18 protein-coding genes are annotated in these 15,372 nt (G+C 35.5%); 8 read left to right on the top strand and 10 right to left on the bottom strand.

Going from position 1 to position 15,372, the window contains the following annotated elements; genetic code table 11:
* Positions 1–23 precede the first annotated feature (23 nt).
* The gene (locus LOK78_RS11060; protein ID WP_232634940.1) at positions 24–647 is read left to right on the top strand and encodes a WbqC family protein; all 624 of its coding nucleotides are present in this window, start codon (positions 24–26) and stop codon (positions 645–647) included.
* Positions 648–959 carry a DUF6122 family protein gene (locus tag LOK78_RS11055; protein ID WP_232634939.1) on the top strand — a complete coding sequence of 104 codons (312 nt, stop codon included), beginning with the start codon at positions 648–650 and terminating at the stop codon, positions 957–959.
* Here LOK78_RS11055 and LOK78_RS11050 read toward each other — a convergent pair.
* The 8 genes from LOK78_RS11050 to LOK78_RS11015 form a co-directional block, all read right to left on the bottom strand.
* Positions 942–1,964 carry an endonuclease/exonuclease/phosphatase family protein gene (locus tag LOK78_RS11050; RefSeq protein WP_232634938.1) on the bottom strand — a complete coding sequence of 341 codons (1,023 nt, stop codon included), beginning with the start codon at positions 1,962–1,964 and terminating at the stop codon, positions 942–944. The two genes, LOK78_RS11055 and LOK78_RS11050, sit on opposite strands and share 18 nt — an antisense overlap.
* A 14-nt stretch (positions 1,965–1,978) precedes the next feature.
* Positions 1,979–2,863, bottom strand: coding sequence for a rhomboid family intramembrane serine protease (locus LOK78_RS11045; RefSeq protein ID WP_336246333.1), 885 nt, complete (start codon positions 2,861–2,863; stop codon positions 1,979–1,981).
* On the bottom strand, positions 2,851–3,678 hold the full coding sequence (locus tag LOK78_RS11040) for a rhomboid family intramembrane serine protease (protein ID WP_232634937.1): 828 nt from the start codon (positions 3,676–3,678) through the stop codon (positions 2,851–2,853). Before LOK78_RS11040 ends, LOK78_RS11045 begins: the two co-directional genes overlap by 13 nt.
* 11 nt (positions 3,679–3,689) lie before the next feature.
* Positions 3,690–5,558, bottom strand: a complete 1,869-nt coding sequence (gene mutL / locus LOK78_RS11035; RefSeq protein WP_232634936.1) for a DNA mismatch repair endonuclease MutL — start codon at positions 5,556–5,558, stop codon at positions 3,690–3,692.
* Entirely contained in the window at positions 5,558–5,839 is a 282-nt protein-coding gene (locus LOK78_RS11030) for a riboflavin synthase subunit beta (protein ID WP_166960210.1), read from the bottom strand. The genes mutL and LOK78_RS11030 overlap by 1 nt, the downstream gene beginning before the upstream one ends.
* Positions 5,840–5,847: 8 nt before the next feature.
* Positions 5,848–6,096 (bottom strand): hypothetical protein, encoded by a 249-nt coding sequence (locus LOK78_RS11025; RefSeq protein WP_232634935.1) that lies wholly within the window; start codon positions 6,094–6,096, stop codon positions 5,848–5,850.
* A 70-nt stretch (positions 6,097–6,166) separates the two neighbouring features.
* Complete coding sequence (gene ribH, locus LOK78_RS11020; RefSeq protein WP_166960207.1) at positions 6,167–6,649, bottom strand: 6,7-dimethyl-8-ribityllumazine synthase; 483 nt, start codon at positions 6,647–6,649, stop codon at positions 6,167–6,169.
* A 1-nt stretch (position 6,650) separates the two neighbouring features.
* Positions 6,651–7,430 carry a tetratricopeptide repeat protein gene (locus LOK78_RS11015; protein WP_053971640.1) on the bottom strand — a complete coding sequence of 260 codons (780 nt, stop codon included), beginning with the start codon at positions 7,428–7,430 and terminating at the stop codon, positions 6,651–6,653.
* Between the two features lie 133 nt (positions 7,431–7,563).
* Here LOK78_RS11015 and recF point away from each other — a divergent pair, with 133 nt between their 5' ends.
* From recF to LOK78_RS11000, 3 genes are read left to right on the top strand one after another with little or no spacing between them, the layout of a single operon-like run.
* On the top strand, positions 7,564–8,649 hold the full coding sequence (gene recF / locus LOK78_RS11010; protein ID WP_232634934.1) for a DNA replication/repair protein RecF: 1,086 nt from the start codon (positions 7,564–7,566) through the stop codon (positions 8,647–8,649).
* Positions 8,646–9,059 (top strand): hypothetical protein, encoded by a 414-nt coding sequence (locus tag LOK78_RS11005; RefSeq protein WP_232634933.1) that lies wholly within the window; start codon positions 8,646–8,648, stop codon positions 9,057–9,059. The genes recF and LOK78_RS11005 overlap by 4 nt, the downstream gene beginning before the upstream one ends.
* The gene (locus LOK78_RS11000) at positions 9,059–9,355 is read left to right on the top strand and encodes a DciA family protein (protein WP_053971637.1); all 297 of its coding nucleotides are present in this window, start codon (positions 9,059–9,061) and stop codon (positions 9,353–9,355) included. The genes LOK78_RS11005 and LOK78_RS11000 overlap by 1 nt, the downstream gene beginning before the upstream one ends.
* A 58-nt stretch (positions 9,356–9,413) precedes the next feature.
* Here the strand turns inward: LOK78_RS11000 and LOK78_RS10995 are convergent, their stop codons facing one another.
* Positions 9,414–11,963, bottom strand: coding sequence for a M4 family metallopeptidase (locus tag LOK78_RS10995; RefSeq protein ID WP_232634932.1), 2,550 nt, complete (start codon positions 11,961–11,963; stop codon positions 9,414–9,416).
* Positions 11,964–12,065: 102 nt separating this feature from the next.
* On the bottom strand, positions 12,066–12,485 hold the full coding sequence (locus tag LOK78_RS10990) for a nucleoside-diphosphate kinase (protein WP_053971635.1): 420 nt from the start codon (positions 12,483–12,485) through the stop codon (positions 12,066–12,068).
* Positions 12,486–12,573: 88 nt separating this feature from the next.
* On the opposite strand from LOK78_RS10990, the gene LOK78_RS10985 reads away from it, so the two are divergent.
* Genes LOK78_RS10985 through LOK78_RS10975 form a run of 3 tightly spaced genes read left to right on the top strand, consistent with a single transcriptional unit; the run spans position 12,574 to position 15,313 of the window.
* The gene (locus LOK78_RS10985; protein ID WP_232634931.1) at positions 12,574–13,593 is read left to right on the top strand and encodes a DHH family phosphoesterase; all 1,020 of its coding nucleotides are present in this window, start codon (positions 12,574–12,576) and stop codon (positions 13,591–13,593) included.
* Positions 13,586–14,131 (top strand): gliding motility-associated peptidyl-prolyl isomerase GldI, encoded by a 546-nt coding sequence (gene gldI, locus LOK78_RS10980; protein WP_166960196.1) that lies wholly within the window; start codon positions 13,586–13,588, stop codon positions 14,129–14,131. Before LOK78_RS10985 ends, gldI begins: the two co-directional genes overlap by 8 nt.
* Before the next feature lie 27 nt (positions 14,132–14,158).
* Entirely contained in the window at positions 14,159–15,313 is a 1,155-nt protein-coding gene (locus LOK78_RS10975; RefSeq protein ID WP_232634930.1) for a peptidylprolyl isomerase, read from the top strand.
* The last annotated feature ends 59 nt before the right edge of the window (positions 15,314–15,372 follow it).

Genomic DNA, 15,372 nt, shown 5'->3' with positions numbered 1-15,372 from the left:
ACTACTAATTCCTTTATTAAGACATGAAGGTTCTCTTACATCCAACCTATTTTCCAACCATAGCGCATTTTGCAGCTATGGTTCAAGCCGATAAGGTTCTTTGGGAAATGGAGGATAATTTTGAAAAACAAACTTTAAGAAGCCGAACATATATTTATGCTGCTAATGGGCCTTTGCTATTAAACATTCCAGTCTGGCATTCTCAAAAAGAACGGAAAAAATACAAGTCAGTTCAAATGGTCATGGATCAAGAAAACTGGCAGCTCAACCACTGGAAATCCTTGCAATCAGCCTATCAAACATCTCCATTTTTTGAGTTTTATGAGGATGAGTTGAAACCTCTTTTTTTTGAGAAAGTAGACAATCTAATGGATTTTAATTTTAAATGCATTGATACTGTTTGTGATTGTTTGCAATTGGATTTGGACTTCCAGAAAACAGAATCCTATGATAAATCTCCTATAGACGTTTTGGATTTTCGATTGCTGGTAAATGTCAAACACAAGTTTTCAAATGCCTTGGAGCATTACACCCAAGTCTTTGAAAGCAAACACGGATTTATTGAAAACCTGAGTATTTTAGATTTACTTTTTAATGAAGGTCCGAACAGTTTAAATTATTTGGAATCCCAAAGAATATCATTCTAAATGCAGGGTTTCATTCACTACGGTTGCCATTTTCTGATTCCTTTATTCGTCGCTTTTTTTGGTTTTAGAGCTCATTGGATCAAAGCCTATTTCATAATGATTGCTGCATTTTTGGTTGACTTGGATCACCTATTGGCGACTCCCATATTTGATCCCAATAGATGTAGTATTAATTTTCATCCCCTACATACGTATTGGGCCATAGCTGTTTATTTCCTTATGCTTATCCCCAAAAAAGCAAGACTGGTGGCGCTGGGTTTAATCATCCATATGCTATCAGATGGCGTGGATTGTTTACTCTCCCAATTTTAATCTAGCCATGATAGGGTAATGGTCTGAGTAGTTTTCATCAAAGGTTTTAAAGGATTCTACTTCAATGGATTGATCATTTAGGATAAAATCAATCCGAATGGGAAAAAATTTAAAATTATAGGTTCGTCCAAAACCATTTCCTTCTTCTGTAAAAGCATCCTTTAAATCTCCCTTAATATTTCTATAAACATAGGAGAAAGCTGTATTATTGAAATCGCCACATACAATCATTTTATACGGACAACTAGCCTTGTGCTTTAAAAATAATTCAGCTTGAGACTGTTGCATCTTGAACGTATTCCCTACATGCCCAAATAATTTTTCAGAATCCTCCTTTTTAAGGTGATCGATATTTGGATCTATCCCCAAGGATTGTAAGTGTAAATTATATATCCTGACGGTATCTTTACCCTTTACCACATCAGCATAAATTGCATTGTTAAAGGTGTTTGGAAATTCAATAGACCCCGAATTAATAATGGGATGTTTCGAAAAAATAACCTGGCCGTATTTGACACGTTGTCCAGATACATTTTCAAACTTATATTTATAAAAAGACAAATCGATACTTTTGTGTGGATGGTATTCCTGAATACTCAAAATATCAGGGCTTTTATCCTTGATAAATGAGACAATATCATTTTCCACTCCTTTTCTGGGAATCCATTCATATACATTGAAAAGTCGTACATTATAATTCATGACCGACAAGTCGGATGATGTCACTTCCTCTTCAGAAGATATTTTATACAGACCTCCCAAAAAGAAATAGCCAACCAATAAGACCAAGAGGGATAAAAGCAACTGCTTTTTAAGCTTGACCAACCAATAAAATAAAAAAATCACATTAACCATTATCAATAAGGGAACTCCTAGGCTCAATACAGATAATATGGCGAATGTTTTGGGTGGCAGGTACGGAAGTATGTAAGATAGTAAGAGAGCAAAGGCCAAAAGCGCATTTAAGAAATAGATAAGTTTATCAAACCACTTGAGTCCTTTCATAAGGGGAAAGTTAATTATTTACCTGCTCTAAACAAAAAATCTTTTTCCTCCTTCGTTAAACTATCATAACCACTTTTACTAATCTTATCCAAAATGACATCGATTTTCTTTTGGGTATTGAATTCACTGAATTCCTCCTTTGAATATCCTGCCATTTTTTCCTTTCTTCCTCTGGTTTTATGAACGGTTCGCAAGGGAGACTTTTCCTTTTTTGAAAATAAACTAGACAGAGAGTCCATCATTTTTTCAAACCCCTTCCCTATATCATTGCCTTTACGAAGTTGTACGGCATAACCATACCCTAAAATCGCACCTCCCAAATGAGCTAAATTCCCTCCTGAATTGACTCCGAAAAGCCCAAGAATATCTATAGCAACCACGGCCACTCCAATATGCCATAGTTTGATTTTAAAGGTAAACATACGAACATCCATAAATGGCGAATAGGCACAGATAAAAATCAGCAAGGCTCTTACTGCTGCAGAAGCACCAACTAATCGGCTTGGTCCAGAGAAAAAAGAAGGTATCACATTATATCCTAACAGATAAAGCAACCCTCCAGATATGGCCCCCAAAAAATAGACGTTCATTCCCAGTTTGACATTGAAAAGAGTCAAGAACATTTTACCCACAAAATACAGCCAGAGCATGTTGAATAGGATATGAAAGAAATCATAATGTAAAAAAGAGTAGGTAACTAAAGTCCATGGTTTGATAAGGAAACTGTAGAAATCACTTGGCAATTCCAACCAATCCAAAATCATAAAACGACCAACTAGTGCCCTTATAATGGTTACAATTAAAAAAACGACCACATTAACAGCAATCAATTTTTCTAGGCCGTTAAGGTTTTTTAACTTACTGGATATGTCTTGATTTAAGGATGTCATAGATCCCATCTATTATTATTAAACTGATTCTTTCTCCAATACCACATAATGAAAAAGCCAACCAACGCTCCACCCACGTGAGCCATATAAGCCGTATTACTTGGGCTAAAGAACGAATGTCCAGTTAGTGCTGAAATTAGGTCCAATAAGATGATCCCTGGAATAAAATATTTGGCTTTAATTGGGATTGGCAAAAAGATCATCATCAACTTAGCTTCTGGATATAAAACTCCAAAGGCTGCTAAAATCCCCATGATACATCCCGAAGCTCCCACCATGGACCCATTATTAATCATGACATTGGCTTCAAACAAATTGGTAAACGTCTCTTGTGTAACCATGCTTGTCGAATAGCTATGCTCATTCAAATAAGGTATCAATTGATCCTTTAATAATGCACCACTATATTGATTACCACTAACGATATTAAAATTTACAATATCGGTGATAGCTTCTTTGGAAAGACCAGCATCCAATAACGGCTGTAACATTTGAAAATAATCCCAATAATAATATCCTAATTGAAACAATGCTGCTCCCAATCCGGCTGAAAAGTAAATAAATAAAAACTTTTTGGACCCTAAACGTTGTTCTACAGGTGTACCAAACATCCATAAAGCAAACATATTAAACAAAATATGGGTCAAACCTCCATGCATAAACATGTGAGTAATGATTTGCCATGGTCTAAAAGCATCGTTAATGGGAAAATATAAAGCAAACCAATCGTAAAAAGCACCATTGGCTACCGTCATGGTTCCTATAAACATGACCACATTAATGATCAGTAAATGCTTGACGGTTTCTGAAATTCTTAAATTCATTTGTTTGTATTCTAAATAAACTTTTTGTCCAACTCTTCCATACTCATGGTCACGAAAGTTGGCCTATTATTAGGGGTCATATTAGGTTCTTTACACCCAAACAACCTATTTACCAAATGTTCCTGTTCTTCTATTGATAAAGATTGTCCTGTTTTGACCGATAAACTTTTAGCCATGGATTTGGCCAACAAATCGGCTGCACTAAAGCAACTGTCTGGAATATCATTTTCAATATCACTTATTATCTGCTCCAAAATAAGAGTCACCTCACTAGATGGCACATTCACAGGAACCCCTGAAATTTCTATTCTATCTACTTCAAAATTAGAAAAGATAAAACCAGCATATTCCAAATCTTCACGAACTTGCTTAATAATCTCAATTTCCTGAGGTGTAAAATGCAATTCTACTGGAAACAATAATTGCTGGCTAACACTCTCTTTAACGGTAATATTCTGAAGAAAATCTTCATATAAAACCCTTTGGTGTGCCTTATTTTGATCTATCAATAACATTCCCGATTTGATAGGACTGACTATGTACTTATTATGCAATTGATAGGTAGCATACACCTTATCTACATGAGACACCTCATCAAAAACTGAAAGGGTTTGCTCTTCACTTTCAAATCGTATTTCAGTAAACTCTTTGGAAGGCTCTTCATCTGCATCTTCATCTTTTAAACCTACGTACAAACTTTCCCAATCATTTGGAGTCTGCTTTCGTGAAAAAGCAGTTTGGGTTTGCTTGCTGCTAATTTTACTGGAGCTGGAAGCAAAGGGGTTAAAATTACTATCCACTTCAATACGAGGTGTATTCACTTCCTTGTTCTGATAGTTATAAGGGGTATCCAAATTGGAATCCCTTTCAAAATCTAAAATAGGAGCTACATTAAATTGTCCCAAGCTATGTTTTACCGAGGCTCTTAAAATGGCATATAATGTGTGCTCATCATCAAACTTGATCTCCGTTTTGGTGGGATGAATATTAATATCTATCGATTTGGGGTCAACTTGAAGAAATAAAAAGTAACTGGCATGATGCCCGTCTTTTAACAATCCTTCAAAAGCCGAGGAAATAGCATGATTTAAGTAATTGCTTTTAATAAAGCGATCATTCACAAAAAAGAATTGCTCACCTCTGGTTTTTTTTGAAAACTCCGGTTTCCCAACAAAACCATCAATTTTTAAGACTTCGGTTTCTTCATTTACAGGCACCAATTTCTCATTGGTCTTACTTCCAAAGATATTGACTACCCGCTGCCTAAAATTACTGGAAGGCAAATTGAAGACCTCACTACCATTATGAATAAGAACAAATTTTATTTGCGGATGAGGCAATGCCACCCGATGGAATTCATCAATTACATGACGTAACTCCACCTGATTGGATTTTAAAAAATTTCGTCTGGCAGGAATGTTATAAAAAAGGTTTTTAACAGCAATGGACGTTCCATCAGGAGTAACAATAACCTCTTGGGAAACTACTTCACTTCCTTCTATAATTAAATGGATTCCCAAATCATTGGAATCCTGCTTTGTTTTCATTTCTACATGAGCGATAGCCGCAATACTGGCCAGGGCCTCTCCTCGAAATCCTTTGGTGTGTAATTGAAATAAATCTTCAGCAGAGCGAATTTTAGAAGTAGCATGACGCTCAAAACTCAACCTAGCATCGGTAGCACTCATACCGGAGCCATCATCAATGACCTGAATCAAAGTTTTACCTGCGTCTTTTATGACCAGTTTTATTGTAGAAGCACCAGCATCTATAGCATTTTCCATCAATTCCTTAACAACGGATGAAGGTCTTTGAACAACTTCACCTGCTGCTATTTGATTGGCAACATGATCTGGTAATAACTGAATGATATCTGCCATTAGCTTTTAAAGAAAATTGACAAATCAAACTCTATGAAAATAAGGAAGAGTAAAATAAGGATACCGATTATAATTAAAACGCGTTTGTTCGCTTTTTCATCAACGTTGTTTTTGTAATCATCCAAGGCATCGTTGAATTTACCTTTAATACCACCTGCATTACCAACAGTCTTTCTATATTCATCAAACTTATGCTTAATCTCAAAGGGATTACCTTCCCCTTGATAATGTCGAGGTGTGTAACTAAATTTCTTATTCTTTCTTTGCTTGAAAATACCCATAACGCTGATTATTCATAACGACTTAGAACAAACCAAAGAATCAAAATCATAGCCAAAAACAAGACTAGTATAGGGAGTGAAAAAATTTTACTCGCCTTTTGCTGTCTCAGTTTGCTCTCTTCGGCCCAATGAAATTCAAATTTGGGTTTATCTTCCGAAGCAGATTCTTTGTCAGTATTAAATCTTGATTTATAATTGAACTGTTTGTTCTTTCGTTGTCCAAAAAGCATACCAAAGCTTCCTTTGTTTAACCTCAAAGTTACTTAAAATACGAAGAAATAAAGAGTGGGTTGTGCCAAAAATTGTTAACAGTACGGGGAAAGGATTTTATGCTTCCTTCCTTAGTTGTGCCATTTTTATGGCTGCAATGGCAGCTTCAGTTCCTTTATTACCATGTTTTCCTCCAGAACGATCAATGGCTTGTTGCATGGTATTGTCGGTTAAAACACAGAAAATGACCGGAGTTTCATGCAGTACATTTAAATCCTTGATTCCTTGCGAAACTGCTTCACATACAAAATCAAAATGTTTAGTTTCACCTTGAATCACACTACCTATAGCGATGACAGCATCTACATAAGGTTGCATTTTTTTACAGCCATAAATCAATTCAAAACTTCCTGGAACATCCCATTTAATAATGTTTTCTTCCAAGACTCCGTTTTCTTTTAAGGCCTCGATAGCACCTTCACAAAGCGGAATCGTTATAGAATCGTTCCATTCTGAAACAACAATCCCAAACCGAAATTGCTTCGCGTCTGGGATTGTTTCTTTATCGTAAACTGATAAATTTTTATTAGCTGTTGCCATATTATTTTTTAGCCAATACTGTGGCTTTCCCTATCAACACATCTACATTAGCAGCTTGTGATGAAGATGGGTAGTTTTCTTTTATTTGATTGAAATAAGTCAAAGCCTTATCCATTTCTCCAAGTTCCATGGCAGTAGTTCCTGCTTTTAACAAAAACATAGGAGTTGTAAACTCATTGGTTTTAATTTTTGCAGCCTGCTCATAATAACCTAAGGCATCTTTAGCTTGGTTTAATTGAATAAAAGCATCTCCAATTCCACCTTTAGCCATAGCGGATAAAACTTGATCATCACTACTAAAATCACTCAAATAAGAAACGGCATTTTTGTAGTCCTTCAAATTTAAGTAAGCCATACCAGCATAATAGTTTGCTAAGTTTCCTGCAGAGGTACCGCTATATTCAGAAGCGATGTCCACCATTCCCATTTTACCATTACCACCGTTAAGTGCTAAAGTGTAAAGTGAATCTTTTTCGGTGCCAGTTACCGCCTCATTGAAATATTTTTTTGCTTGAAACATTTCATTCATAGCTTCTGTTTGTTGGGGTTTGGCTAAAAATTCATTGTAACCTAAATACCCTAAAACAACCACAGCTACAACGCCAATGATTCCAAAAATATACTTTTGGTTAGCTATAACCCAATCTTCCGTTTTTGATGCAGACTCATCTAAGGTATTAAATACCTCCTCAGTAGTTGAGTGACCATCAATTACTTCCTCTACTTCTTCCTTCTCTTTCTTTGTTTTAGGTTTATAGCCTCTTTTTTTGTACGTCGCCATATGTTCATTATTAATGCGCCGCAAAAATATAATTTTTCTTAAAAAATAAAAGCCTTATTATTTGATTATTTTCAATAATTTGCACATCTTTTTGATATAATATTCAGCATATACCTTTTATTTTTTCAACTCTATGGTTTTAAAGTCATTGACATTAACCAATTACAAGAATTTCGACAGTCAAACATTTGATTTTAATGATAAGATTAACTGCTTTGTGGGAAATAATGGTGTTGGCAAAACAAATGTCCTAGATGCCATATATCATTTATCCTTCGGAAAAAGTTATTTCAACCCAGTATCCTCACAAAACATTAAACATGACGAATCGTTTTTTGCAATTTCGGGAGATTACAATAAAAATGATGAAGCAGAAAAAATCATTGTAAGCTTAAAAAAGGGACAGAAAAAAGTAATCAAAAGAAACGGCAAACCTTATGACAAGTTTAGTGACCACATCGGTTTTTTGCCATTGGTCATTATCTCTCCAGCGGACAGGGATTTAATTATTGAGGGAAGTGCCACACGAAGAAGCTTTTTAGACAGTGTTATTTCACAAAGCGACAAAGCCTATCTTACAAACCTTATTAAATACAACAAGGTTTTATCTCAAAGAAATTCCTTGCTGAAGTATTTTGCACTAAACAATACGTTCAACAAAGACACGCTTGAAGTATATAATTTTCAACTCAACGAATTGGGACATGCTGTTTTTGAAAAGCGAAAGGAATTCATCAAAGTTTTCATTCCTATTTTTAAATCTAGATACCAAGCTATCAGCAATGGAAATGAAGAGGTGGAGATTGTTTATTCTAGTGACTTACAGGAAAAAACCTTAGACCATTTATTACAAGAAAATTTAAATAAAGATAAAGCACTACAATATACGAGTGTTGGGATTCACAAAGATGACCTCATTTTTGAAATTGAAGGACATCCCATTAAGAAATTTGGAAGTCAAGGCCAACAAAAATCCCTTTTGATAGCTTTAAAATTAGCTCAATTTGATTTCATCAAAAAGCAAAGTGGAGAAATACCAATTCTCTTACTCGATGACATTTTTGATAAATTGGATGAGCAACGTGTATCTCAAATAATTAAACTGGTAGATGATGAAAATTTTGGACAACTTTTTATTAGTGATACCCATGCAGATCGAACTGAACAAGTTGTTAAACAAGTTCACCAATCTTATGAAATATTCAAATTAGGCTCATGAAAAAAATAGCTTCTCTTTTACTTCTCATTGTTTTCTTTAACTGTAAGGAAAACAATGTTGATTTAATGCAATTAAACGGATATTGGGAAATTGAAGAAGTTCAATTACCTGATGGATCTCTAAGGGACTACACGTACAACAATACCATTGATTATATAGAATTAACAGATTCCGTCAACGGTATAAGAGAAAAACTCAAGCCAAAAATTGATGGAGATTTTGAAGGATCCAACCTAAAAGAATCCTTTGAAGTAAGAAAAGAAAATGATAGTTTAAACCTCTATTACAAAACACCTTATAGTCAATGGAAAGAAACCATATTGATGCTAAATGAGGAGCACTTAAAAGTCATCAACCAAAACCAAATAATCTATACATACAAACATTACCAACCTTTAATTTTAGATTAATGAGCAAAAGGCACACCGAACATCTCAAACTATCGGACGTTCTTAAGGAATTTGTAGAGGTAAACCATCTAGATAAAGGCCTAGACCAGGTTAATATTAGGGATGCTTGGAAAGAAATGATGGGTAATGGGGTAAATAACTACACAACAAACATTACCGTTAAGGGAAAAACCCTGTATGTTCAACTGAGTTCGAGTACGCTTAGGGAAGAACTCAGCTACGGAAAATCCAAAATTATTAGCATGCTCAATGAGCACCTTGAAAAGGAACTTATCGATGAATTGATTTTGAGGTAAAAAAAAAAGCTTGTATTAAATACAAGCTTTTTTTTAATGGTAATTCTCTAATCCTATTCTACTCTACAATTAGTTTGATGACTTCATTGGCAGAATTGGATTGAATATTCATAAAATATATTCCCGAAGCAATACCCTCTAGACGAATCTCGTGTTTTGGTTCCGCTCCAAGTTTAACCGTTTGAATTAATCGTCCATTTATATCAAAAATATCTGCCTTTTCTAACAATTGACCTTGTGGATTCGTTAAGTAAAAACTGCCGTTTGATGGATTAGGGTAAACCGAAAGACTTGATAATTGATTGTCATTTATAGATAAAAGATACTCACAATTGTAAATAGCTATTTCGTCTAAATACCAACCGACTCTACCATTACATCCATCAGTTCCTAATTCCCATCTTAATTGAAGCGTATCATTAGGTAAAACTCCGATACTTGATAAATCCACATAACTCCTACCCCAACTTCCAGAAGCCGAACCTTCATCTGTTCCAGTAAAAGCGACCTGTCCAGACATCGGGTTATCATTACCGGCAAAAATGCCATTTATTTCATCATTGTAACCATTAGCCGTAAAGGCTTCTAGGGGTAATAAAGTCCACTCTCCTCCATTCAAGCTATATTTTATATTACCACCATCCCACTCAAACTCCGTAGCCATATTATGGGCAAACATCATTTCAAAGGTCCCAGTAGGATAATCTGGAATGGTAATCACCGGGCTTTCCAATCTTAAGATTCCGTTCTGCAAATCTGTGTTACAATCGCCATTAACAGGATCTGAAGCAAATATTCCTTGCCCATCTCTTCCATCAGGAAGATTGCTTTCTATAATCCAATTTCTTGATTCCCAAGTAGAAGGATTTTCTGGCAATTCAGTCGCAGTCCAATCTCCCAATCCATTTTCCCAATCTTCAAAGAATATTGGATTAGACCCCGCAGCCTCACATGGATCCTCCGTTTCAGCCAAAAGGGTTTCATAACCACAGTTGGTATCCAAACGTAACTCAACGGCTAATAAAACCTCTTGAAGTGTCGTTAAATCTTCTTCAGAAAGTATTTCGCCCGAAAGACCAGCAGGTGTGCTTGTAGTTGATAAACCTTCTAAATTCACACCTATCAAATCAGTACAAGCAGCTTCCAAGGCATCAGCAAGGTTATAGAAATCACTTGTTGCCGTTAAATATTCACTTTGAGCTCTCCAAAAAATATGAGCCGACTTGGTTAATCCCAAACCAGAAAAAGCATACCCATTATAACTACCACCATCAACCAAAAGGGCATAGGCATGATTAGGAACGCCTGAATTTAAATGGACACCACCAGAATCACCTGACCCACAATAATATTGAATATCAGTCACCTTTCCCGCATTTCCATAGCACGTAGGTAACCACATATCTCTTATACCGTTACCACCACCTAAAGAAGATGCATCCTCACCTATAATCCAACGATCTGAACTTCCACAAATAGTACGGAGAGACAAATCTTCATCTTCATCTTCATATTCATTAATAAGATCAACCGTTTCTCCCCAGACATCAGAAAACGACTCATTAATAGCTCCTGATTGATAGGCATAAATCAACCCACTCGTATATTGGGTATAGGCATGTCCCCATTCATGTGCAATAGCATCATCAGAAGCTGTACCATCACAATAATTGGTAGTGAATCCATTCCAATTAGCATTTGGGCAATTGATATTCGGATTGTTATTAATAGTAATCATTGTGGCTCCTGCATCATCAAATGAATCATAACCAAATGCATTGTTCATTAAATGGTAAATATGTCCTGTCGCTTCCACTTCATTTTGTTGCCAGATATCTAAAGTACCAGGAAATGGATCTCCTTCTTCCCAAATCAAATTAAATGTATTGGCCTCATATAATTCTCTATTAAGAGTATGTGCCATTCCCGTAAATTGCTCAACAATTTGTCCAGTATGTGCATCAACGAAAACAAATTCACGTACATCCTGTTTATTGGTTACTTCCACTTTATACACAAGGAAAACACCTTCTATATTATTTTGAACCAATCCCTTTTGAAAATACATCAAATCACTTTGAAATGCTTCTAGGTCAATTCCCGAACCATTCAAACCTTGATTCTGTACCTCATTAATTGCAATGGCATTAGCTTGATTAACACTTAATTCTTGTTCCGAACTTATTTTTATTTGCTCTAGATAGTTCCCGTTAATAGCTGTTAGTTCATTTTCATTATTAAAGTGAAATTTTAGGACACCGTCAAAAATAGGCACCTCATTATGCTTTTGTAACAAGATAACTGTTTTGAATCCATTCCTATCCTCTTTCACTTGTTGAACATCAAAGTCCTGGGTGAAATCGGCATGTTTAAAAATGGGATAAAACTGAAAAAAAGCATTAACCTTTTGAATCAACGTACTACCAGAAAGTTGTAGAAAATGATTGTTGGAAAAACGTATGAACTCTGGAGTCCCGGTTTGCCTGTTTACAGAAACTTCGCCTCCTGTTTGTGCTTTAAAATCTGCTAAAGAGAAACTCTTATCTTGAGCTATAGCTAATTGAATGAACACTCCAAGGAGCATAAAAAAACTAATTGTCTTTTTCATGTATCTTCTTTTTGGGTCGGCAAGATAGGTTATTATTTAAAAAAAAAAAGCTCGAAATAATTTTATTTCGAGCTTTCATTTTATTCTTGGTATTACCTCTAGTTAAAACATTTCTCTACCAGAAAAATGGAAGGTACTTTCAATTAAAGCATTATCATCACTATCACTTCCGTGAACAGCATTTTCACCAATTGAAGCTGCATATAATTTTCTGATAGTTCCTTCTGCTGCTTCAGCAGGATTTGTAGCACCAATCAATGTTCTAAAGTCTTCAACAGCATTATCTTTTTCTAAGATTGCTGCAACTATTGGACCTCTTGTCATATACTCAACCAACTCTCCAAAAAATGGACGCTCCTTATGGATCGCATAAAAAGTTTCAGCATCATTTTTTGTCATTTGGGTTAACTTCATTGCTACAATTCTAAACCCAGAAGCGTTGATTTTTTCCAAAATTGCACCAACATGCCCTTTTTCAACAGCATCTGGCTTAAGCATTGTAAATGTTCTATTTGTTGCCATTTTCTTGTTTTAAATTCGCTGCAAAAGTAATGGATTTATCTAAAAAAACAAGAATGCACCATTTTAAAAAATTGTATATTCGTCCCCTATGACTGAAGACGATATAATTGCAATAAGAAGCCTGATAAGCTCTCCAAAAAAAATAGTTGTTGTACCCCACAAGAATCCTGATGGAGATGCCATGGGATCTTGTTTAGGACTATATCACTATTTAAAAAAACATGGACAAGAAGTAACAGTTATTGCCCCTAACGATTATCCAGAATTCTTAAAGTGGATGCCAGCTGATGATCTTTCTTTAAAGTATGAGCTGGAAAAAGATCATTCTGACCAACTTATAAAGGAAGCTGATATCATATTCACCTTAGATTTCAATGCGTTAAACCGTGTTGGTGATATGGAGCAAATTCTTACTGAAAGCTCAGCAATTAAAATCATGATTGACCACCACCAAGAACCTGCAGATTACGCTACTTACATGTATTCTGATGTGCAAATGAGTTCCACCTGTGAGATGGTCTACAATTTTATAACTTGTATGGGAGACCAATCATTAATAGACGAAAATATTGCTACTTGTCTCTATACAGGGATGATGACTGATACCGGTTCGTTTAGATTTCCTTCCACCACCAGTGAAACCCATCGCGTGGTGGCTTATTTGATAGAACAAGGAGCCAATCATTCTGAAATCTACAACAACGTTTTTGATACCAACAGCTTTGACCGCATGCAACTTTTAGGAAGAGCTTTAAACAACCTAAAGGTCAAACCAGAGTACAGAACCGCTTTTATTACACTTTCTCAAGAAGAATTAAATCAATATAATTACAAAAAAGGAGACACCGAAGGTTTTGTCAACTATGCTTTATCTATAGAAAACATTGCCTTTGCTGCCATATTTATAGAAGATAAAGGAAATGACATCATTAAAATATCCTTGAGATCAAAAGGTACGTTTTCTGTAAACGCCTTTGCAAGGGAACATTTCAAGGGTGGAGGACACATCAATGCTGCCGGTGGAAGAAGCGAATTGAGCTTAGAGGCTACAGTTGAAAAATTTATTAGTATATTACCAAACTATTTAAAAGCCCTAAACAATGCGTAGTCTCATCACTTGTTTCATATTTGGCCTGTTGCTGTTGGGATGCAAATCTCCAGAAGCCAGAAGACCAGTATCTGCCAAAAGCGGTTCATTTATCGATAAATCAGTTGCTAGAAATATCGAATTGAATGCTAGGGAAACAGCCGTATTTGAAAAAATGATGCAAGACAATCCTGAAATCAACTATTTCTCTTCCCAGAATGGTTTTTGGTATTTTTACAACACCAAAATTGAAGACTCTTTGATAAAACCAAATTTTGGGGACCTGGTTAAATTTGATTATAACATCAAAACCATCAATGGCGACCTTATTTACTCAAAGAAGGATTTGAAAACCCAAAACTACATTATGGATAAGCAAGAACTGTTTTCAGGTTTGAGAGAAGGTCTCAAATTAATGAAATCTGGAGAAACAGTGACATTCTTGTTTCCTTCACAAAAAGCATATGGGTACTATGGTGACGAGAACCGTATCGGGATGAATGTTCCCTTGGTTTGTGAAGTAACCATACACTCCATTATTGATAATAACACACCTTAAAATTATACTTATTTACAATTTATATTTATGAAATTTTTAAATCATTCATTTAGAATTTTAATGCTAGCCCTATTGGCAAGTTTCACATCTTGCAGTCAGAAATATCCCGATTTAGGAGACGGACTATATGCTGAGTTCGTAACGAATAAAGGGACTATGGTTGCTAAATTATTTTACAAAGAAGTGCCTGTAACCGTTGCCAACTTTGTTGCTCTTGCAGAAGGAACGCACCCAAATGTTACAGATTCATTGAAAAACAAGAAATATTACAATGGTACTACTTTTCATAGAGTCATAGACAAATTTATGATTCAAGGAGGTGATCCAACAGCAACAGGAATGGGAGACCCTGGATATAAATTCATTGATGAATTCTATCCTGATCTTAAGCATGATAAACCGGGTATTTTATCTATGGCCAACTCAGGTCCAAATACAAACGGAAGTCAATTTTTTATTACCGAGGTTCCAACGGGTCACCTAGACAACAAACATGCTGTCTTTGGAGAATTGGTGATAGGTCTAGAAGTATTGGATTCCATTTCGAATGTTAAAGTAACACCAGGATCAAACAAACCAGTTGAGGATGTAATAATCCCTCAACTAAACATCATCAGAAAAGGTAGTGAAGCCGAAGCTTTTAATGCGGCTAAAGTATATACTGAAGAACTTCCAAAAGTTGAGGAAAGACAACAACAAATTAAGGAAGAAAAGAAACAGAAATTAAAGGAAGATGCTGCTGTTTCTGCTGAGAAATTTCTTGAAAAATATGCAACCGAAGATTCCCGAGTGATAAAATCACCTACCGGTTTAGTCATGATCTTTACCAAAGAAACCGATGGTATTAAGCCTGATCCTAGTCAACGCGTTTTAATTGATTGTGCGGGATATTTTGAAAATGGAAAACTGTTTTGGACAACTTGGAAAGAGGTGGCTCAAGAAAACAATATGTATCAAGAGGTAGCGGACAATAAGGGGGCCTACAAACCCTTCTCGATGCCTTATAATGAAACAGCTTCTCTTGTAGCTGGTTTTAGGGAAAGTATGTTGCAAATGAAAATTGGAGAGGAAGTAAAAGCATTTATCCCCTCTTATTTAGGTTATGGAGATAGACAATATGGTCCAATACCGCCTAACTCCAATTTAATTTTTGATATCAAATTAACGGCGATTGATGAATAAACGAAATACCGTTAAATAAAAAAAGGAGCTTGAAATCAAGCTCCTTTTTTTATTTGCTC

The sequence above is a fragment of the Mangrovimonas futianensis genome (assembly GCF_021245805.1).
GTDB lineage: Bacteria > Bacteroidota > Bacteroidia > Flavobacteriales > Flavobacteriaceae > Mangrovimonas > Mangrovimonas futianensis.
Note: the sequence above shows the minus strand (reverse complement) of the source record. Positions and strands in the feature narration are given on the sequence as shown.